Annotated in this window: 17 protein-coding genes; 7 read left to right on the top strand and 10 right to left on the bottom strand. The window is 72.9% G+C overall.

Annotated features, from left to right (window positions below; genetic code table 11):
- Positions 1–939, top strand: coding sequence for a PadR family transcriptional regulator (locus BUE44_RS02935; RefSeq protein ID WP_073493219.1), 939 nt, complete (start codon positions 1–3; stop codon positions 937–939).
- 18 nt (positions 940–957) lie between these two features.
- Here the strand turns inward: BUE44_RS02935 and BUE44_RS02930 are convergent, their stop codons facing one another.
- The 3 genes from BUE44_RS02930 to sodN all read right to left on the bottom strand — a co-directional run bounded on the left by BUE44_RS02930 (position 958) and on the right by sodN (position 7,007).
- Complete coding sequence (locus tag BUE44_RS02930; protein WP_073493217.1) at positions 958–1,923, bottom strand: zinc-binding dehydrogenase; 966 nt, start codon at positions 1,921–1,923, stop codon at positions 958–960.
- Positions 1,924–1,945: 22 nt separating this feature from the next.
- Positions 1,946–6,376, bottom strand: a complete 4,431-nt coding sequence (locus BUE44_RS02925; protein ID WP_073493215.1) for an Hsp70 family protein — start codon at positions 6,374–6,376, stop codon at positions 1,946–1,948.
- Between the two features lie 235 nt (positions 6,377–6,611).
- Complete coding sequence (sodN, locus tag BUE44_RS02920; protein WP_033171806.1) at positions 6,612–7,007, bottom strand: superoxide dismutase, Ni; 396 nt, start codon at positions 7,005–7,007, stop codon at positions 6,612–6,614.
- 138 nt (positions 7,008–7,145) lie between these two features.
- Here sodN and sodX point away from each other — a divergent pair, with 138 nt between their 5' ends.
- Positions 7,146–7,601, top strand: a complete 456-nt coding sequence (sodX, locus tag BUE44_RS02915) for a nickel-type superoxide dismutase maturation protease (RefSeq protein WP_073493213.1) — start codon at positions 7,146–7,148, stop codon at positions 7,599–7,601.
- Here sodX and BUE44_RS02910 read toward each other — a convergent pair.
- From BUE44_RS02910 to BUE44_RS02895, 4 genes are all read right to left on the bottom strand, one after another.
- The gene (locus BUE44_RS02910; protein ID WP_073493212.1) at positions 7,505–8,131 is read right to left on the bottom strand and encodes a CGNR zinc finger domain-containing protein; all 627 of its coding nucleotides are present in this window, start codon (positions 8,129–8,131) and stop codon (positions 7,505–7,507) included. The genes sodX and BUE44_RS02910 overlap by 97 nt on opposite strands.
- Before the next feature lie 146 nt (positions 8,132–8,277).
- Entirely contained in the window at positions 8,278–9,030 is a 753-nt protein-coding gene (locus BUE44_RS02905) for an amino acid ABC transporter ATP-binding protein (RefSeq protein WP_073493461.1), read from the bottom strand.
- A gap of 62 nt (positions 9,031–9,092) precedes the next feature.
- A complete protein-coding gene (locus BUE44_RS02900; RefSeq protein ID WP_073493210.1) occupies positions 9,093–10,052 on the bottom strand; it encodes an amino acid ABC transporter permease in 960 nt (319 codons plus the stop codon).
- Between the two features lies 1 nt (position 10,053).
- A complete protein-coding gene (locus tag BUE44_RS02895; protein WP_073493208.1) occupies positions 10,054–11,031 on the bottom strand; it encodes an ABC transporter substrate-binding protein in 978 nt (325 codons plus the stop codon).
- Between the two features lie 416 nt (positions 11,032–11,447).
- Between BUE44_RS02895 and BUE44_RS02890 the strand changes: the two genes are divergently transcribed.
- Positions 11,448–12,668, top strand: a complete 1,221-nt coding sequence (locus BUE44_RS02890; RefSeq protein WP_073493206.1) for an NAD(P)-dependent malic enzyme — start codon at positions 11,448–11,450, stop codon at positions 12,666–12,668.
- Between the two features lie 192 nt (positions 12,669–12,860).
- Here BUE44_RS02890 and trxA read toward each other — a convergent pair whose 3' ends face one another.
- Positions 12,861–13,196, bottom strand: coding sequence for a thioredoxin (trxA, locus tag BUE44_RS02885; RefSeq protein ID WP_073493204.1), 336 nt, complete (start codon positions 13,194–13,196; stop codon positions 12,861–12,863).
- Positions 13,193–13,717, bottom strand: a complete 525-nt coding sequence (locus BUE44_RS02880) for a MerR family transcriptional regulator (RefSeq protein WP_079189415.1) — start codon at positions 13,715–13,717, stop codon at positions 13,193–13,195. The genes trxA and BUE44_RS02880 overlap by 4 nt, the downstream gene beginning before the upstream one ends.
- A 185-nt stretch (positions 13,718–13,902) precedes the next feature.
- Here BUE44_RS02880 and BUE44_RS02875 point away from each other — a divergent pair, with 185 nt between their 5' ends.
- Positions 13,903–15,930, top strand: a complete 2,028-nt coding sequence (locus BUE44_RS02875) for an N-acetylmuramoyl-L-alanine amidase (protein ID WP_073493202.1) — start codon at positions 13,903–13,905, stop codon at positions 15,928–15,930.
- 138 nt (positions 15,931–16,068) lie between these two features.
- Here BUE44_RS02875 and BUE44_RS02870 read toward each other — a convergent pair whose 3' ends face one another.
- Positions 16,069–16,986: a MurR/RpiR family transcriptional regulator gene (locus tag BUE44_RS02870; protein ID WP_235001869.1), complete on the bottom strand. Its 918-nt coding sequence runs from the start codon at positions 16,984–16,986 to the stop codon at positions 16,069–16,071.
- A gap of 49 nt (positions 16,987–17,035) precedes the next feature.
- On the opposite strand from BUE44_RS02870, the gene BUE44_RS02865 reads away from it, so the two are divergent.
- The 3 genes from BUE44_RS02865 (at position 17,036) to BUE44_RS02855 (ending at position 19,300) form a co-directional block, all read left to right on the top strand.
- On the top strand, positions 17,036–18,085 hold the full coding sequence (locus tag BUE44_RS02865; RefSeq protein ID WP_407639987.1) for a 1-aminocyclopropane-1-carboxylate deaminase/D-cysteine desulfhydrase: 1,050 nt from the start codon (positions 17,036–17,038) through the stop codon (positions 18,083–18,085).
- A gap of 55 nt (positions 18,086–18,140) precedes the next feature.
- The gene (locus BUE44_RS02860; RefSeq protein WP_073493196.1) at positions 18,141–18,686 is read left to right on the top strand and encodes a GNAT family N-acetyltransferase; all 546 of its coding nucleotides are present in this window, start codon (positions 18,141–18,143) and stop codon (positions 18,684–18,686) included.
- Between the two features lie 200 nt (positions 18,687–18,886).
- Positions 18,887–19,300: an ATP-binding protein gene (locus BUE44_RS02855; RefSeq protein ID WP_033171796.1), complete on the top strand. Its 414-nt coding sequence runs from the start codon at positions 18,887–18,889 to the stop codon at positions 19,298–19,300.
- The last annotated feature ends 219 nt before the right edge of the window (positions 19,301–19,519 follow it).

Below are 19,519 nucleotides of genomic sequence, written 5' to 3'. Positions count from 1 at the left end.
ATGCCGCCCGTCTTCGCCCACGGCCGGCTGCGGCTGTACCTGCTCAAGCTGCTCGACGAGTCGCCGCGGCACGGCTACGAAGTGATCCGGCTGCTGGAGGAACGCTTCCAGGGCCTGTACGCGCCCTCGGCCGGCACGGTCTACCCGCGGCTGGCGAAACTGGAGAAGGAGGGCCTGGTCACCCACTCCACCGAGGGCGGCAGGAAGGTCTACGCCCTCACCGACGAGGGCCGCGCAGAACTGGCCTCGCGGTCCGACGAGATCGCCGGGCTCGAAGCGGAGATCCGCGAGTCCGTCTCCACGCTGGCCGCCGAGATCCGCGAGGACGTCCGCGGCGCCGCCGGCGACCTGCGCCGGGAGGTGCGGGCCGCGGCCCAGCAGGCCCGCAGCCGGCCGGACGACGAGGCCGGCAGGACGTGGGACGTCAAGCAGGAGTGGCGGGAGCGGGCGCAGCGCGCCAAGGACGAGAGCCGCAGGGCCAAGGAGGAGGCGCGGGCCGCGCGCCGGCAGGCGAAGGACGCCCGGGACGCGGTGGACAGCGCGCGCGACGAGGTGCAGCAGATCGTCCGGCAGGTGCAGGAGCAGGTCCAGTCGCACGCGCGCGGCGGCGACTGGCAGGCGGGCGTCCGCGAGGGCCTGGCGGAACTGACCAGGCAGCTCGGCCAGTTCGGCGGCGGCCGGCCGGCCGGCCCCGGACAGGGCTCGGAGGCCGGGCCGGGACACGCGCCGGCCGCACCCGAGGACGCGGCGGACGACGGCACCCCGCCGTCGGACGACCCGGTGCGCGACCTGGAGCGGCTGCTCGACCGCTTCCGTGACGACGTCCGCGACACCGCCCGCGACCTGGGCGTGGACGACGGCCAGTTGCGCGAGGTGCGGCGCCATCTGGCGGCGGCGGCCGCGCAGATCACGGCCGCGCTGCGTACCGGGAAGCGCTGACGCGGTTCCCGGAAGGGGTCAGCCGGCGGTGAGCACGATCTTGCCGAACACCTCGCCGCGCTCCAGCTGTTCGAAGCCCTCGCGGGCCCGGTCCATCGGCAGGACGGTGTCGATGACCGGGCGCACGCCGGTGGTCGCGCAGAAGTTCAGCAGGTCCTCCAGCTCGTCCTTGGTGCCCATGGTCGAGCCGACGACCCGCAGTTCGAGGAAGAAGATCCGGTTCAGCTCGGCGGCGGGCGGGTTGGGTCCGCTGGTCGCGCCGGAGATGACCAGGGTGCCGCCGGGTCGCAGCGACTTGACCGAGTGCGACCAGGTGGCGGCGCCCACCGTCTCGATGACCGCGTCGACCCGCTCGGGCAGCCGTCCGCCGGGCTCCACGACGGCGTGCGCGCCCAATTCCAGGGCCCGTTGGCGCTTGCCGGCGTCACGACTGGTCGCGTAGACTCTCAGTCCCGCCGCTTGTCCCAGCACGATGGCAGCAGTGGCGACTCCGCCCCCGGCGCCCTGGACGAGGACCGCGTCCCCCGGTCGTACCGCCGCGTTGGTGAAGAGCATCCGATAGGCCGTGAGCCACGCCGTGGGCAGGCAGGCCGCCTCCTCGAAGCTCAGCGCGGCCGGCTTGCGCAGCACGTTCCAGGTGGGCACCGTGACCCGTTCGGCCAGCGTGCCCTGGTATTTCTCGGTGAGCAGCGACCGCCGCTCGTGCGGGCCGACCCCGTGGCCGGTCTGCCCGATCACCGAGTGCAGCACGACCTCGTTGCCGTCCTCGTCGATCCCGGCGGCGTCGCAGCCGAGGATCATCGGCAGGCTCTCCTGCCCCAGGCCCACTCCGCGCAGCGACCACAGGTCGTGGTGGTTGAGCGAGGCGGCCCTGACCGTGACGGTGCTCCAGCCCTCGCGCTTCTCCGGCTCGGGGCGCTCGCCCAGCTCCAGTCCGTTCAGCGGGTGCTCTGCGTCGATGCCTGCGGCGTATACGGCGAACATGCCCCGACGCTAACGCACCCGCTCATCCCGCGTCGCCGCCGCCCTCGGCGCCCCATCCGAAACCGGCGCCGGCCAGCAGCGGCGCCAGCGAGTCCGCGGTGATGGCGAAGGCCGGCTGCGCCTCGCCGCCCGGTGCCAGCGCGCCGATCACCTCGCCCAGCTCGTTGAGCAGCGGGCCGCCGGCCGCGGCGGCCGGCAACCGCAGGTCGGTGCGGTAGAGGTGCAGGCCCTGTTCGGGGAAGGCCTCGAACTTCTCGATGATGCCCGGGAGCAGCGCCCCGCCGGGCGCTGCCGCCCGTATCGGGTCGCCGATGTGGGTGAGCCGGGGGAAGCCCAGCCGCAGCGGCCGGGTCGGTACGGGTTCCGCCAGCAGCAGCACCGCGGTGTCGAGGGCGGCGGTGTCGGGGAGGAAGGCCCGGCGTACGGCCTGCGCGCCGCCGGCGAGGCGTACCTCGGTCGCGGCGGGATCCTCGGCCAGCCACCGGCGGCTGGTCAGGACGTGGCGGTCGGAGATCAGGAAGCCGCCGCCGTCCCCGACGCGGGCCAGAGCGGAACCGGCCGCCGCCGCGAACAGCTCGGGCCGCCGCGGGTCGCGGACCAGGGCCGGCAGCCGGTCGGCGTCCTGGAGCAGGAAGCGCCGGTAGCCCTCGACGTCGCCGACGCCGGCCAGGCAGCGCAGCCGCCGCCGCAGGTCCTCGGGCTCGGCCGGCGGCTCGGCCAGCTCCGCGAGCGCGCGCAGCGCCCTGCCGTGGTCGCCGGCGTCGTGCAGCGAGCGGAAGCGGCGCAGCGGGTCGCGGTCGGCGGCGGCCAGCGCCGCCAGGACGTCGTTCCAGCGGGCGATGCGGGCCACGCCGAGCCGCATCCGCCCGAGGCGCTCGCCGAGCTGGTCGGCCAGGTGCCGGCCGGCGGGGAGCCGGTCCACGGCGGGCGGCTGGGCGAGGTGGTCCCGCACGGTGGTCAGCAGGTCGCGCAACGGGTCGCGCAGCGAGAGCAGTTCGCTCTCCAGCTCGGCCGGCTCCGGGCCGTACATCTCGGCGAGCAGCCGCTGGGTGGCCGCGTCGACCGGTTCACGGGAGGGCCGGTGGGCGGCGAGGCGCTCCCTGAACTCCCGGCACACCCGCTCGCAGTCGACGTCGGCGCCGTCCGAGAGCTCCCGCAGCTCGCGCCGCACGCGCTCCAGCTCCCGCTGGTCGGTGTGCCGCTCCGCCATGGTCCTGATCTCCCCGGGCGAGAGCAGGGTGGTGTCGGTGAAGTCGACCGACCTGCTGTTGCCGGTGCCCTGGTCCCGCGCGGTGACCGTCAGCAGGCAGCTGGCGTCGAACTCGAAGGTGACCTCGATCTGCGCCGCGCCCGCGGGCAGCGGCGGGATGCCGGTCAGCGGGACGACGCCGATCTTGGAGCGGGGGTCGATCTGCCCGTTGTAGACCTCGATCAGCACTTCGTCCTGGTCGTCGCGGACGGTGGTGAAGACGTCGGAGCGCCTGGTGGGGATCTTGGTGTTCCGCTCGACCAGGACGGAGAAGCCCTCGTTGCCGTCCTCCTCGCGGACGGCGATGCCCAGCGGGAAGGGGGTGACGTCCAGCAGCAGGGTGTCCTCCAGGTGCCCGGTCAGTGCCGCGCCCTGGAGCGCGGCGCCGCAGGCGACGGCGGCCCTGGCGTCGGGCAGGACGGTGCGCCTGAGGTCGAAGACCCGCTCGACGGCGCCGCTGACCAGCGGCGAGAGCATCGGGCCGCCGACCAGCACCAGATGCCTGGCCGGCACGGTCATCCCGGCCTTCATCCGCTTGCACACCTCCCGCAGGGTGCGCAGCGAGCCGGCCAGCAGCCGGGCCAGGTCCTCGCGGTCCAGTTCGATCCGGACCTCGGGGCGGTCGAGGAAGGCGTTGAGGGTGTATTCGGCCTCGTCCTGCGACGACAGGGCGATCTTGAGGTGCTCGGCGGCCAGCGCGAGGCGCTTCCTGGCCCGGCCGGTCCTGGGCACGTCCAGGCCACGGGTCCGCAGCCGGGCCGCCAGCTCGTCGGCGATGAGGGCGTCGAAGTCCTGGCCGCCGTACTGGTTGTCGCCGAGGACCTGCTCGACGTCGTAGACGTTGCTGTCGACGTCGAGCGCGCTGACGTCGAGGGTGCCGGCGCCGAGGTCCACCACGACGATCTGCCCGTCGAGGCGCCGCTGCCGGGCGGCCTCCATGCAGGCGGCGGTGGGCTCGTGGATCAGCCGTACGGGGGTGACGCCGGCGATCTCGCACGCGTTGCGGGTGGCCTGCTTGGCGTTGTTCAGGAAGTAGGCGGGGATGGTGAGGACGGCCTCCGGCCGCGGCAGCGAGAAGTCGTACCGCTCGGCGGCCCACACCAGCCACTCGTCCCTGATCTGCCCCAGCTCGGCGCGGGCCAGCTCGGCGACCGCCTCGCCGACCCGGTCAGAGAGCAGCTTCTCCACCAGGGACCTGGCGTGCCGGATCAGCCGGGCGGCGACCTCCTCCGGGCGGTATTCGCGGTCGCGGATCTTGAAGACGACGCCGTCGCCCATCCGGCGCTTGGCGGCGCTGATGTGGCCGACCACCCAGGGGGCGAGGATCTGGTCGCCGGTCAGGCCGACGATCTCCTCGCCGCGCTCGGTCACCGTCAGCGTCGAGGCGAAGTGCGGCTTGCCTCCGTCGGGGCAGGTCACCGGGCGTCCCGTGGCGCTGTCGTAGACGGCGGCGACGCAGGTGCTGGTGCCCAGGTCGAGGCCCCAGACCGGGGCGAAGCGGCGGTCGACGTCGGCCCGCGCGCGCTCCACCCAGCCGGCGATCCGGTCCTCGAACGCGCCGCGGCCGACGGCTCCGATCGCGTCCAGCGCCTCCCGTACCCGCGGGCGCAGCGGCTCGGGTATCGCCGCGTCGTCCTCGGCGACCAGCCGGCGCAGCGACTCGGCCGCGGACGAGGCGAGCCCGCGGCGGTCCAGCGCGTCCAGGCACAGGTGGACGAGCTGGGCGATGTCGCCGGCCTGGCGCAGGAATCCGTGCAGCCGCTCGTCCTCGACGGCTTCGTCGCCCTTCGCCAGGATCAGGCAGCGGGCGGCCGCGGCGGGGTCGTCGGCCCTGGCGTAGAGGGCGGCGGCCTCCTCGTGCCGGCCCGCCTGCTCGTGGACCCGGGCCGCGCCGAGCAGGTCGCCGCCGGCCTCGCGGGCCTCGGCGCGGGCGGCCCGGCCGCGCGGCGAGTCGTCGCCCTGCAGGACCCGGTCGGCCTCACCGTAGCGCTCGGCGGCGCGGTAGAGGCGGTGCGCCCGGTAGAGGTCGCCGGCGTCCGCGGCGTGGCGGGCGGCCTCGGCGGGCTCGCCCGCGGTCTCCTCGAAGGTGCTCCACTCGCGGTGCACGGCCGCGCGGCCGTCGTCGGGCGCCGCGCGCAGCGCCGCCTCCAGGCGGTGCCGTTCGACCGCCACGACGGCCGTACGCACTCCGAGCACCTCCGCCCGCCGGCGCAGCACCGGCTCGGTCTGCGCGGCGGCCCGGTCGAGGTGGTCCAGGATCACCGACGCGAGCCGTACGGCCTCGGCGCGCTCGTCGCGCTCCGCGTGCGCGTCGACCTCGGCGCGGCATACGGCGGCGAGCGAGGCGAGGCGGTCGGTGTCGTCGGCGGCGCAGGCGGCGAGTGCGGCGAGGTGGTCGCCGAGCGCCTCGTGGCAGCGGCTCACCAGGTCGCGGCGCCCGGCCCTCTCGCCGTACGGCAGCGCGTCGCCGGGCTTCCCGGCCGCGAACAGCAGGGTGCCGGCCCGCTCGGCGAGCGCCCTGCCCTCGGCGGCCAGGCCCTCGGCGTCGGCGAGGCCGAGGCCCGCCAGGGCGTCGTCGGGCCGCGGCGAGGCGGTGCAGCACTCCAGGGCCTGCCGCCGGCGGGCGGGGGTGTCGGCGAGGCGTACGGCGTCGCGGCCGCGGCCGAGGAAGAGCCGCACCGCGTACAGGTCGGGCAGCAGGTGCTCGGGGAGGTGGTCGAAGTAGGCCGTCCACAGGGCGGTGTCGGCGCTGAGCGCCGTCCTGGCGGTGTAGGCGCGCAGGGCGTCGGTCGTCAGGGCGAGGTCCAGCAGTCCGGCCTCCTGGCGGCGGCCGAGCAGCGAGACCAGGTCGTCGGCGCCGGCGAGTTCGGCGGTCCGCACCGCGAGCCGCCCGGCCGCCCGCCTTTCGAGGTCGCGGTCGCCCAGCCGGCCGGCGACGGTGGCGACAACCGTGAGGGCGGCGCGGTCGGAGTGGCCGGCCAGGCCGTGCAGCGCGGCCAGTTCGGCGGGGCCGAAGGCCCGCGGGTAGGCCTCCGCGGGCAGCCGCCCGTCGTACCGCTCGACCAGGTTGAGGGCGAGGGCGGGGTCGTGCGCGAGGGCGGCCACCAGCGCCCTGCCGTACGCGGTGGCCGCGGCGTCCAGCTCCCTGCCGCTGAGCGCGGCCGGTCCGAAGCGCTGCTCGACGGCTTTCAGCGCTTTGCGCAACCCGCGAGGCACACCGTCCGACGACCTGCTCAGCACGTGTCCTCATCCCCCGGTGGTCACATGGCGGGCATCAGGGGACACATGCTAACGGCCGTCGGCGACACGGGATATGAGGCCGCGTCAGCCGGACCGCCGAGCGCCCTGCCGGCGGCGCCGGGAAAGCAGCGCGCCCGGCACCTTCCCCGAGGGGCTGGTGCCGGGCGCGGTGCCGACCAGGGGAGCGACTGAAAGCCGGTCAGGCCTTCTTGGTCTCCCAGAAGATCTTGTCGATCTCCGCGATCAGGTCGAGGGCCTTCTGGCCGGTCGCCGGGTCGTTCGAGGCCTTGGCGGCGCTGAGGGCCTTGAGCGTGTCGTTCACCAGCTGGTGGAGCTGGGGGTACTTCTCGAAGTGCGGGGGTTTGAAGTAGTCGCTCCACAGCACGGAGACGTGGTGCTTGGCCAGCTCGGCGCGCTGCTCCTTGATGAGCACGGCACGCGTGCGGAAGTCCGCGTCCTCGTTGGCCTGGTACTTCTCCTGGACGGCCTTGACGGACTCGGCCTCGATGCGGGCCTGAGCCGGGTCGTACACGCCGCAGGGCAGGTCGCAGTGCGCGCTTACCTTCACCTTGGGCGCGAACAGGCGAGTGAACATGGCTGTCCTTCCTCGTGATCGTCTTCCAGGTGGGACATTACTCCCTGGACGAGTCGTTTTCTCGGGTGCCCCAGGTGGCTTGGGTCAAAAGTCTGGTGTCACCCTGGGTCCGGTGGAGGAACGAACCAGGAGGCGGTCATGCGGGAGCAGGGGGCCAGGCTGTCGTGGCAGCTGGTCGAGGTCACTGGTCCGTCGATGGCACCCACGCTGCTGCACGGGGACTGGCTGCTGATCCAGAAGATCAGCAGCGGCGCCGAGCTGGTACGCGAGGGTGACGTCGTGGTCCTGAAACATCCGTTGCAGCAGGATCTGCTGATCGTGAAGCGGGCGGTGGAGCGCCGCGAGGGCGGGTGGTGGGTGCTGGGCGACAACACCTTCGTGGAGAACGACAGCAGGGAGTTCGGCATGGTGCCCGACGACCTGGTGCTGGCGCGGGCCAGGGGCAGGTTCCGGCCGCCCCGCGAGCTGCAGGGCCGGTTCCGGCGGCCCCGCGAGCTTCAGCGGTCGGTGGCGGGTGTCGCGTCCTGGGCGGCGTCCTGCGTGCGGCCGCTGCGGCCGGACCGGTCGCTCTCCAGGCGCTTGCGGGCCCGGTAGGCGGCCACGTTGGCGCGGGTGGCGCAGCGGTCGGAGCAGTAGCGGCGGGACCTGTTGGTGGAGGTGTCGACGTAGGCGTTGCGGCAGGGGGCGGCCTCGCAGATGCCGAGCCGGTCCACTCCCAGCGTCGTCAGCTGGAAGGCCAGGCCCATGCAGGCGGTGGCCGAGTAGCTCGCGGTGGCGTTGACCGCCTGGTCGGCCAGGTGCATGTGCCAGTCGGGGCGCCCGGTGGCGTCGAGGTGGTCGTGCCCGGAGACCTGGGGGCTGACCGGGAACTCCAGCATCAGGGCGTTCAGCAGGTCGACCGCCCGTACCTCGTCCCCTTCGTCGGCCGCCTCGAACACCCCGCGCAACCGGGTGCGTACGGCGCGCAGCCGGGGCACGTCCGCGTCGACGGCGCGCGACGCGGCGTGCGAGGCGCCGATCAGCTCCCGTATCGCCTCGACCGAGGTCAGCGAGTCGGTGCCGCGCAGCGGCTCCTCGCTGTTGACCAGGCGCACGGCGTAGTCCGAGTAGTAGGCCAGATCCACAGTGGTCCTCTTGGTCCTTTACGGGGTGAGGCCCGGCCCCGGTAACAGCCGGATCTGAGTCCAGGCTATTACCGCGGCGGCCTTCACGGGCACGGCGGCGCGGGCGGGCACGCGCCGCGCTGCGGGGAGGGGCCGGCGGGCCACGGTCACAGCACCTTCGACAGGAAGGACTGCGTCCGCTCGTGGCGCGGGTTGCTGAGCACCTCCCGCGGGCGGCCGGACTCGACCACCACGCCGTCGTCCATGAAGACCAGCGCGTCGCCGACCTCGCGGGCGAAACCCATCTCGTGGGTGACCACGATCATGGTCATGCCGTCCTCGGCGAGGCCGCGCATCACGTCCAGGACGTCGCCGACCAGCTCGGGGTCGAGCGCGGAGGTCGGCTCGTCGAAGAGCATCAGCTTGGGCTCCATGGCCAGCGCCCGGGCGATGGCCACCCGCTGCTGCTGCCCGCCGGACAGCTGGGAGGGGTAGCTGGCGGCCTTGTCCGCCAGGCCGACCCGCTCCAGCAGTGCGGCGGCCCGCTCCCGGGCGACCGCCTTGGTCTCCCGCTTGACCTGGACCGGGCCCTCCATGACGTTCTCGATCGCGGTCATGTGCGGGAAGAGGTTGAAGCGCTGGAAGACCATGCCGATGTCCCGGCGCTTGGCGGCGACCTCGCGGTCGCGCAGCTCGTACAGCCGGTCGCCGCGCTGCCGGTAGCCGACCAGGTCGCCGTCGACCCACAGCCGCCCGGCGTTGATCTGCTCCAGGTGGTTGATGCAGCGCAGGAAGGTGGACTTGCCCGAGCCCGAGGGGCCGATCAGGCAGCACACCTCCCGGGGTGCGACCTCCAGGTCGATGCCCTTGAGGATGTGCGCGGCGCCGAAGGACTTGTGGACGTTCTCCGCCCTGACCATCGGCTCGACGCCGGCGCCGGCCCCGGGCTGGGGCTCGGCCGTGCTGGTGGGGGTGCTCATGATCAGGCCACCTTCGGTCGGCGCAGGGTGGTCAGGTTCGCCCTGACCTTCTGCCACGGGGTCAGCGGCAGCGACCGCAGCGAGCCGCGGGCGTACCGCCGTTCCAGATAGAACTGGCCGACGCTGAACACGCTGGTCAGCACCAGGTACCAGATCGAGGCGACGAAGTACATCTCCATGATCGCGTTGGAGCTGACGCCGATGTCCGAGGTGGCGCGCAGCAGTTCCGAATACTGCACGACCGACACCAGGGACGAGGTCTTGAGCATGTTGATGAACTCGTTGCCGGTGGGCGGGATGATCACCCGCATCGCCTGCGGGAGCACGATCCGGCGCATCGTCCGGGCGCTGGTCATGCCCAGCGCGTGCGACGCCTCGGTCTGGCCCTCGTCGACCGACTGGATGCCGGCGCGCACGATCTCCGCCATGTAGGCGCCCTCGTTGAGGCCGAGGCCCAGCAGGGCGGCCACGAACGGGGTCATCACGGCGACCGTGTCGTTCTTGTAGATCGGCCCCAGGTTGATCGTGTGGAAGATCAGCGAGAGGTTGAACCACATCAGCAGCTGGACGTAGACCGGGGTGCCGCGGAAGAACCAGATGTACAGCCAGGAGACACCGCCGGTCACCGGGTTCTTCGACAGCCGCATGACCGCGAACAGCACGCCGAGCACCAGGCCCATGGCCATCGCGCACACCGAGATGAGCACGGTGTGCCACACGCCGGTGAGCACGGTGTGGTCGAACAGCTTGCCGCCGACCGTGCTCCAGAGGATCTTGCCCTGCGAGAAGCCGTACGCCAGCCAGCCCAGCAGCGCCACCACGACGACGGCGGCGACCCACCGGCCGTAGTGGCGTACCGGAATGGCCCGGATCGCCTCGTAGGGGCTGGTGGCGACGGCCGGGTCGCCGGCGGAGGGGCCGGCCGCGCCCTTCGGGGCGCGACCGGCGGACGTCCCGCTCACGTCACGAGCCGCCGTTGATCGCGACGGTGGTGAGCGCGCCGGAGGTGGCGTTCCACTTCTGCAGGATCTTGGTGTAGGTGCCGTCCGCGACGATCGCGTCCATGGCGGCCTTCAGCGCGTCCCGCAGCTGCGTGTCGTCCTTGCTCACCGCGATACCGAACGGTCCGGCGTCCGAGGGGGCGCCGGCCACCTCGAAGTCCGCGCCCTTGTTCGAGGTCTGGGCGATGTAGGCGGCCACCGGGGTGTCGTTGAGGTCGGCGACCGCGCCGCCGGCCTTGACCCGGGTCTGGGCCTCGGCGTCGGTGTCGAACGCCTGGATCGTCAGGCCCTTGCTGCCGCAGGAGGTCTTCTGCTTCTTGAAGGCGTCCTCGTAGATCGTGCCGCGCTGTACGGCGACGGTCTGCCCGCACAGGTCGGCGAGCGTCTTGACGCCCTTGGGGTTGCCCTTGGCCACCAGCAGGGAGGAACCGGAGTTGTAGTAGTCCACGAAGTCGACGCCGGTGCCGATCTTCTTGCCCTTGTCGTCCAGTCCGCCCTGGCGGGCCTTGGTGTCGCTCATAGCGGACATCACAATGTCGGAGCGGCCGGTCTGCAGCGAGGTGATCAGCCCGTCGAACTTGCCGTTGGTGAACTTGAACGTCACGCCCAGCTTCTCGCCGAGCGCGGCGCCCAGGTCCGGGTCGATGCCGACGATCTTGCCGTTGTCGGTCTGCTCCATCGGCGCGTACGAGGCGTCGGTGCCGACCTGGATCACCTTGGAGTCCTGGTACTTCTGCGGCAGCTTGGAGAACAGCGAGCCGGATGCGCCGCTGGTCGTCGCGCTGCCGGCGCCCGCGGCACCGCTGCTCGGCGGCGGCGCGTCGTCCTTCTTGGTCTGGTCGCCGCACCCGGTGAGCACCAGGGTGCCGGCGACCGCGACGGCGGCGACCGCGGCGAGCCGGGAAAGGGCGGCAGTACGCCTGGTCGTGCGTGCGGTCATCGCTGTGTCCTCCTGAAGAGGTGAGGTGTCGTGCTGGTGGCCTGGCACACGCCTTCGAGTGCCGCCACCGTGTGTGATCTGTGCATCTTGCCATCCGGACAGCACCGACCGGGGTGCCCGTTGTGTCAAAATCGGATAACGGGCGATCCCCGGGCTCCCATCAGGCCGGCACACCACGGCTGGACCACGACGGGGCCATGCCTGGCAGGGCGGGTCGAGTCGATCAAACGCCCTGAAACACCCATCCGGTAGAACGGATTCCCCACCCCTCATCAGGGGCCGGTGCGCGTGCGGCGCACCAGGCGTCCCTGTCCGCCTTTCTCGCTCACTCGTCTCGGGCGACGCGGACGCCGAGCCCATCCGCTCTCCCCGTCCTGGGGCGAGTACTCTCCCTCATCATGACAAAGGGGTCAAAAGTGGCAACGGAGATCGTCAACCCGCAGATCGACGGCACCACCGGCACGGACGGCGACACGGACGACATCCCCCTCGATCCGGTGTTCGCACTGCACCGAGGTGGCAAGATGGAGATGAACTCCACGGTTCCGGTGCGTGACGCCGCCGACCTGTCGCTGGCGTACACGCCGGGGGTGGCCGAGGTCTGCACCGCCATCGCGGAGCGGCCCGAGCTGGTGCACGACTACACGTGGAAGTCGCAGGTGGTCGCCGTCGTCACCGACGGCACCGCGGTGCTCGGCCTGGGCGACATCGGCCCCGAGGCGTCGCTGCCGGTGATGGAGGGCAAGGCGATCCTCTTCAAGCAGTTCGGCGGCGTCGACGCGGTGCCGATCGCGCTGGCCTGCACCGACGTGGACGAGATCGTGGAGACCGTGGTCCGCCTCGCGCCGTCCTTCGGCGGGGTGAACCTGGAGGACATCTCCGCGCCGCGCTGCTTCGAGATCGAACGGCGCCTGGTGGAGCGGCTGGACATCCCGGTCTTCCACGACGACCAGCACGGCACCGCCGTCGTCACACTCGCCGCCCTGCGCAACGCGGCGAAGCTGACCGGCCGCGAGCTGGGCTCGCTGCGCGCGGTCATCTCCGGGGCCGGCGCGGCCGGTGTCGCCATCGCGAAGATCCTGGTCGAGGCGGGCATCGGCGACGTCGCCGTCACCGACCGCAAGGGCGTGGTCCACGGGAGCCGCGACGACCTCAACCCGGTCAAGCGCGAGCTGGCCTCGTATACGAACCGGGCCGGCCTGACCGGCTCGCTGGAGGCGGCGATGGCCGGCGCCGATGTCTTCATCGGCGTGTCCGGCGGTACGGTCGCCGAGCCCGCGGTCGCGTCGATGGCCCGGGGCTCCTTCGTCTTCGCGATGGCCAACCCCACCCCCGAGGTCCATCCCGAGGTCGCGCACCGCTACGCGGCGGTGGTCGCCACCGGCCGCAGCGACTTCCCCAACCAGATCAACAACGTGCTGGCCTTCCCCGGCATCTTCGCCGGCGCCCTCCAGGTGCGGGCCTCGGCCATCACCGAGGGCATGAAGCTCGCGGCGGCCACGGCGCTGGCCGACGTGGTGGCCGACGAGCTGAGCGCGGACCGCGTCATCCCGTCGCCCTTCGACACGCGGGTCGCCCCCGCCGTGACCGCCGCGGTCGCGGCGGCCGCCCGCGCCGAGGGTGTCGCCCGTCGTTGAGCCGCGCGGACGGCCGGCGCCCCGGCGGGCACCGGCCGTCCGGCCACGATGTGGCGAGCGTCACACGAGAAGCCGTCACACTTTCGGCGTCCCGGTCCTCATAGGAGTGCCCGGCGTGGCGCCGGGCTCAGAGCACCTCCGTTCGCCCGGCCCCCCGTACCGGCGAGCGGAGGTGCTCGCCCTTTGCCGGGCTCACAGCACGTCGGCCAGCTCCTGCAGCAGGCGGCGCTTGGGGCGGGCGCCCACCATGACCTTGACCGGCTCGCCGTTGCGGAAGAGCAGCAGCGTCGGCATCGACATCACACCGTAGGCGGCCTGGGTGGCGGGGTTGGTGTCCACGTCGAGCTGCACGATGCGCAGCCGGTGCGCCTCCTCCACCGCGATCTCCTCCAGGACCGGGGCGATCATGCGGCAGGGCGGGCACCAGGAGGCGGTGAAGTCGACCAGCACGGGCAGCTCGCCGGCCAGCACCTCCGCGGCGAAGGTGGCGTCGGTGACGGTCGGTACGGCGTCTGTGGTGGCGGTCATGTCGGTCGGTTCCCCTCGTCGTGCCGCCCGGCCTCGGCCAGGACGGCGGTCAGTTCGCACAGCGGTTCTGCGCCGGCGGTCCCGGCTGCGGCCCGCGCGGCAGTTCGCACGGCAGTCCCCACGGCCGGCCCGGTGGCCGGCCCGGTGGCCGTCCCGTCCGCGCCCGCCTCGCGCTCCGCACGCAGCAGTTGGGCGGCCACCTCGGCCCGTACCGTGGTCAGCCGGTCCACCCACGCGTCGATCTCCGCGAGCTTGCTGCGGTAGACCGCGAGCGAGGCGGCACAGGTGTCCCCCGCCGGGTGCCCGGCCCGCAGGCACTCCACGAAGGGCCGGGTCTCCTCCAGGCCGAATCCGTACTCCTGGAGGGTGCGGATCTGCTCCAGCATCCGCAGGTGCTCCTCGCCGTAGCTGCGGTAGCCGTTGCCCGCCCGGTCGGCCGGCGGCAGCAGGCCGAGGGATTCGTAGTAGCGGAGCGTTCGCGGCGTGGTGCCGGCGCGTTCCGCGAGTTCGCCGATGCGCATACCGACGACGGTAGACCTTGACGTACGCGTCAGGGCCAGCCCCGGATCGCGCACCGGACGGGGCCGGGACCAGGGGATGGCAAAAACTTTCAGGATTTACGCACCGGGAGTTGCTTACTTCCAGTCCGTCTCGGCAGGCTGCGCCCAGCACTTCTCTCCATGCACCCGCAACGCGAGGAGCCTGAATGCACCGCCCGAACGGACCCACCCGCCGCCGGCGCACCCTCACGCTGGCCGCCGCCCTGTCCCTGCTGGCCGGCCTGTCGGTGACCGCCGTCACCACCGGCTCGGCGCGGGCCGCCGACCCGCAGACCGCACGGCAGGCGGAATTCACCGCGGCGGCGCGGGAGTTCGGCGTACCACTGCCCGTACTCGAAGCGGTGTCGTACTACGAGACCCGGTGGGAGGCGCACGCCGGACTGCCCGACGCCGAGGCGGGCTACGGCCCGATGGACCTCACCGACCTGACCGCGGCGACGCTGGACGCGGACGGGCTGAGCACCCAGTCGCCGCGCTACGCCGACCTGCTCACCGCCCCCGCCGAGCACACCGCGGCAGCCGCGGCCCACCTGCTCGGCACGACGACGGCGGACGTCACCGGCGGCGAGGCGCAGAACATCCGCGGCGGCGCCGCCCTGCTCGCCTCGTACGCGAAGGGCTACGGCCACGGCAGGCTGCCGCGCGGCACCGACGGGTGGTACGCCGCCGCGGCCCGCTACAGCCAGGCCACCGAGGACAAGGTCGCGCAGGCCTTCGCCGACGGCGTGTGGTCCACCATGGCCGCCGGCGCCACCCGCACCACCGCCGACGGCCAGCTGGTCATCCTGCCGCCGGTCCACGGCCTGCACCCGGACCGCGGCGACGTGCGCAAGCTCGGCCTGACCGAGGTCACCCCGCCCAGGAGCAGCACCCCCGCGGAATGCCCCGCGTCACTGCACTGCGACGTCATCCCCGGCGCCTACACGCTGCTCGACCCGTCGAACCTCGCCGACTACGGCAGCCACGACCTCGCCGACCGTCCCCACGGCGATCTCGACATCCGCTACATCACCCTGCACAGCACCGACGAGACCTACGACGGCACCCTCGACCTCTTCCGCGACCCGACCTACGCGGCCGGCGCCCACTACCTCGTACGGTCCCAGGACGGCCAGGTCACCCAGATGATCCCGACCAAGGACATCGCCTGGGACAGCGCCAACCGCTCCTTCTACCAGCACTCCATCGGCATCGAGCAGGAGGGCTGGGCGACGCACGGCGGCGCCTGGTTCAGCGAGAACCTCTACCGCTCCACGGCCTCCCTGGTGCGCTACCTGGCCGCGAAGTACGACATCCCGCTGGACCGCGCGCACATCCTCGGCCACGACAACATTCCCGGCAGCTCCGAGGGCGGCGTCGCCACCCAGCACTGGGACCCGGGGCCGGGCTGGGACTGGGAGCACTTCTTCGACCTGCTCGGGGCGCCGATCCGGGCCACCGCGCCGGCGGGCAGCCCGGTGGTGGCGATCAAGCCGGGCTACGCGCGCAACCTCCAGTCCACGACCTACTGCGACGACGTCCAGGGCTACAAGCAGTTCCCCGGCCCCTACCGCAGCTTCGACTGCCCGGTCACCTCGCAGGACGCCCCGGCGTCCTTCGTGCCGCTGCACACCGCGCCCAGCACCTCCGCGCCCCTGGTAGCCGACCCCTACCTGCACCCCGACGGCTCCGCCGGCACCAGCGCCATGAACGACTGGGGCGACAAGGCCCCGGCGGGCGAGGACTACGTCGTCGCCGACCGCGTCCCCGGCTGGACCGCCATCTGGTGGGGCGGCACCGAGGCCTGGCTCCAGGACTCCCCCGCCCACCCCGCGACCGTCCCCGTCCGCGCCACCCGCATCGTCCCCAAGCCCGGCGCCGCGTCCGTCCCCGTCTACACCACGGCCTACCCCGAAGCCTCCGTCTACCCCGCCGACTTCGTCGCCTTCGAGGGCGGCACCGCCCCCCGCCGCCAACTGGCCCGCAGCAAATACTCCATCCCGGCCGGCCAGTCCTACGTGGCCGCGGGCCCCGCGGTCGCGACCGACTCCTACTTCGCCATCTACTACGACGGCTCGGCCCCCTACGACCAGCACGACTTCGTCGGGACGACCAAGGTCTACGAGATCGTCTACAACCACCGCGTCGCCTTCGTGAACGCCGCGGACGTCGATGTGGTCACCTCGACGCCCTGACCCCGGACGCCCCGGCCTCAGCCCCGCCCATCCCGCGGTGACCCGCACCCGACCGCGAGCCGCGCCCGCGTCCGGCACGAGCCGGACGCGGGCGCGGGTGGACCAGGAGCGGGGCGGGCACGCCCTGAGCGGGGCGCTCTAAGCGGGGCGGTCGCCTTCGAGGGCTTCGTGGGTGAGGCGCAGGGCGCGGCTGGACCTCTCGAAGGTCCGCTGCGCCACGCAGACGAAGAGGCAGTCGACCACAACGAGCTGGCTGATACGCGACGCCATGGCCCCGGGCCTGAAGGTGGTCTCGCGGCCCGCGGAGACCAGCACGTGGTCGGCCAGGCGCGCGGCCGTGGAGAGCGGGTGGTTGGTGATCACCACCGTGGTGGCGCCCTCGGCGGCGGCCCGCCGCAGCGGTTCGAGCACGTCGCGGCTCTCGCCGGAGTGCGACACCGCGAGGAAGACGTCACCGGGACCGAGCAGCACGGCGCTGGTGAGCGCGGACTGCGAGTCGCCGTGCGCGTGGCATGGCCGGCCGATACGGGCCAGCTTCTGCTGGAGGTCCTGGGCGACCAGGCTCGACGCGCCGACGCCGGCGATATGCAGCTGCCCGCCGCCGCAGACGGCTCTGACCGCCCGGTCCAGCTCCGCGGGGTCCAGCTGGCTGGCCGTCTCCTGGACCGCCTGCGACTCGGTGTGGACGATCTTGCCGATGACCTCGGCCGCCGAGTCCTCCTGGGTGATGCCGGCGCTGAGCGTGGAGCGCGGCGCCTGCCGCGCGGCGGACGCGGCCAGCGCGAGCCGCAGCTCGGGATAGCCGGCGAAGCCGAGCGCCCGGGCGGTCCGCACGATCGAGGACTCGCTGGTCCCGGCGAGCGCGCTCAACTCGGAGATGGTGCTGCGGGCGACCTGCGCCGGGTCCTCCACGATGAGGGAGGCGACGCGGGCGGCAGCAGGGGTGAGCGAGGGCAGCAGCCCCCGCACCATGGCGGTGAGCGCGTCAGCCGAGTCACTGGGCGCAGTGGCGTCCCATGATCGGTCGGTCGGTGACTCCTGAACTATTTGGTACACGTGTCAAAGCATGCACCGCCGGACGCCCTTCTGGACCTGCGTGTGCAGAATCCCTTCCTCGGAACGGTCCGCCGCCGTACGGCCGCCCCACGCGGCAACTGTCACACGTCCGGGTGACAATGGCCGCGTGTGTGCCGCGCCGTCACTTCTCGAACCGCAGCCGCCGTCGCCCCTGACCGAGGTGGCCGACGAGCGGCTGGAGCGGCACGGCGTGCGGCTGCTGCTCAAGCGGGACGACCTGATCCACCCGGACCTGCCGGGCAACAAATTCCGCAAGCTGCGGTTGAATCTGGCCGCCGCGCTCGCCGACGGGCACGACACGCTGCTGACCTTCGGCGGCGCCTACTCCAACCACCTGCGGGCCGTCGCGGCGGCCGGCCGGCTGCTGGGCCTGCGCACCGTCGGGGTGGTGCGGGGCGAGGAGTTGGCGGGCCGCCCGCTCAACGCGTCGCTCGCGGTGGCCGCGGCCGACGGCATGCGGCTGGATTTCGTCGACCGGGCGACGTACCGCCGCAAGGCCGAGCCCGACGTGCTCGCCGCGCTGCTCGCCCGGCACGGCCGCGCCCGCGTCCTGCCGGAAGGCGGCTCCAACGCGCTGGCCGCCACCGGCTGCGCCGACCTGGGCCGCGAGCTGCGCGGGGCCGCCGACGTGGTGGCCGTCGCGTGCGGGACGGGCGGCACGCTCGCGGGGCTGGCCGCCGGGCTGGCGGGATCGGAAACGGGACCGGAGGCGGGGCATATTGCCGAGCCGGGGCAATATGCGCAGGCACGGCAGTCTGCCGAGCCAGGGCAATATGCCGAGGCGATCGGCTTTCCCGTGCTGCGCGGGGGCGCGTTCCTGGCCGACGACGTGCTGCGGTTGCAGCAGGAGGCGTTCGGGGGGCGCAGGGGGCGCTGGCGGCTGGACGACCGCTTCCACCACGGCGGCTTCGCCAGGAGCAGCCCCGCCCTGGAGGAATTCGCCGCCGACTTCGAGCGGCGGCACGGCCTGGACCCGGAGCGTGTCTACGTGGCGAAGATGCTGCACGGAGTCATGACACTGGCCTGCGACGGGGCCTTCCCGCCGGGCACCCGGGTCGCGGCGGTGATCACCGGATGACGCGCGCCCGGAAACCCCTTACGCCGGTCACATCGACCGACCGTAACCTGGGGGCATGATCCGCCCCGCGACTCCCGCCGACCTGCCCGTCCTGCACGCCCTGATCCGCGAACTGGCCGACTACGAGCGGGCACTGAGCGAGGCGAGGGCCACCGAGTCGCAGTTGCACACCGCGCTCTTCGGCCCCGACCCGGTCGCCCACGCGCTGGTCGCGGCCGACGACGCCACCGGCGAGCCGGTCGGCTTCGCGCTGTGGTTCCGCAACTTCTCCACCTGGACCGGCACCGCCGGGCTGTATCTGGAGGATCTGTACGTACGCCCGCAGGCGCGCGGCGCCGGCCACGGCAAGGCGCTGCTGGCCGCGCTGGCCGCGATCTGCGTGGAGCGCGGCTGGCCGCGTTTCGAGTGGTCGGTGCTCGACTGGAACGAGAAGGCGCTGGCCGTCTACCGCTCCATCGGGGCCCAGCCGCAGGACGAGTGGACCGTGCAGCGGCTGAGCGGACCGGCGCTGACGGCGCTGGCGGCCACCCGGCCGGACAGTCAGTTGGGCAGCGGGCCGGACAGCCGGTCGGACAACCGGACGAATTCGCATGCGAATTGAGACCGCGGAGAGCAGCACACCGTCCGCACCCGTGCGCTTACCATGGGTGACAGGACGGTATCGCTCACCGTCCCTGACCGCCTCGCGGAGCGGCTCGCCCATGGCGGTGGCCGTCCCCCGTCCGGGCGACATCAGGGCGCGGATCGCGATAGCGTCGCTGCGAACCAGAGCAATCACTGTGTGCCACCTTGGAGGTGAGGGTGTCCCAGAGCGCAGGCGAGCCCGGGTCGAAGGACTTCGTAGAGGTCCGGCTGCCCGCGGCGGGGGCGTATCTGTCGGTCTTGCGGACGGCCACGGCCGGTCTCGCGGCCCGGCTGGACTTCACCCTTGACGAGATCGAGGATCTGCGGATCGCCGTGGACGAGGCGTGCGCGATCCTGTTGCAGCAGGCGGTGCCAGGCAGCGTCCTCAGCTGCGTGTTCCGGCTGGTCGGGGACTCGCTGTGGGTGACGGTCGCGGCGCCCACCACGGACGGCCGGGCGCCGGAGCGGGACACCTTCGCCTGGACGGTGCTGTCCGCACTGGCCGGCGAGGTGGACTCCACCGTCGCCGAGGACAAGACGGTCAGCATCAGTCTGCACAAGAAACGCGGCGCCGTTCCCGGGCTGTCGTGAAGGTCGTGAAGATCGCGGACAGGGCGGCGCCGCCGCCGACGTCGTCAGGGTCAGCGTGTCCCGGTCCACCCGCGGTCCGGTGACGGTACAACCGTGCAGGAAGACGGGGAAACGCCATGAGTGCTGAGCTGTCCCGGGGGGAGAACCCCGGCACACCCGCGGAGCACGACGTGCCCGCGGCGCGCGGTCGCGCCTCCGTGCCCGCACAGCAGCCGGAGC

This window comes from Actinacidiphila paucisporea (assembly GCF_900142575.1).
In the GTDB taxonomy this organism is placed as follows: Bacteria; Actinomycetota; Actinomycetes; order Streptomycetales; family Streptomycetaceae; genus Actinacidiphila; species Actinacidiphila paucisporea.
Note: the sequence above shows the minus strand (reverse complement) of the source record. Positions and strands in the feature narration are given on the sequence as shown.

Bases quoted from the DNA above. Each gene is read 5' to 3' on its own strand.
- trxA (WP_073493204.1), bottom strand. From the start codon at position 13,196: ATGACCGCCACCACAGACGCCGTACCGACCGTCACCGACGCCACCTTC.
- sodN (WP_033171806.1), bottom strand. From the start codon at position 7,007: ATGTTCACTCGCCTGTTCGCGCCCAAGGTGAAGGTAAGCGCGCACTGC.
- BUE44_RS02930 (WP_073493217.1), bottom strand. From the start codon at position 1,923: ATGTTCGCCGTATACGCCGCAGGCATCGACGCAGAGCACCCGCTGAAC.
- BUE44_RS02860 (WP_073493196.1), top strand. From the start codon at position 18,141: ATGATCCGCCCCGCGACTCCCGCCGACCTGCCCGTCCTGCACGCCCTG.
- BUE44_RS02905 (WP_073493461.1), bottom strand. From the start codon at position 9,030: ATGGTCAGGGCGGAGAACGTCCACAAGTCCTTCGGCGCCGCGCACATC.
- BUE44_RS02935 (WP_073493219.1), top strand. From the start codon at position 1: ATGCCGCCCGTCTTCGCCCACGGCCGGCTGCGGCTGTACCTGCTCAAG.
- BUE44_RS02895 (WP_073493208.1), bottom strand. From the start codon at position 11,031: ATGACCGCACGCACGACCAGGCGTACTGCCGCCCTTTCCCGGCTCGCC.
- BUE44_RS02880 (WP_079189415.1), bottom strand. From the start codon at position 13,717: ATGCGCATCGGCGAACTCGCGGAACGCGCCGGCACCACGCCGCGAACG.
- BUE44_RS02875 (WP_073493202.1), top strand. From the start codon at position 13,903: ATGCACCGCCCGAACGGACCCACCCGCCGCCGGCGCACCCTCACGCTG.
- sodX (WP_073493213.1), top strand. From the start codon at position 7,146: ATGCGGGAGCAGGGGGCCAGGCTGTCGTGGCAGCTGGTCGAGGTCACT.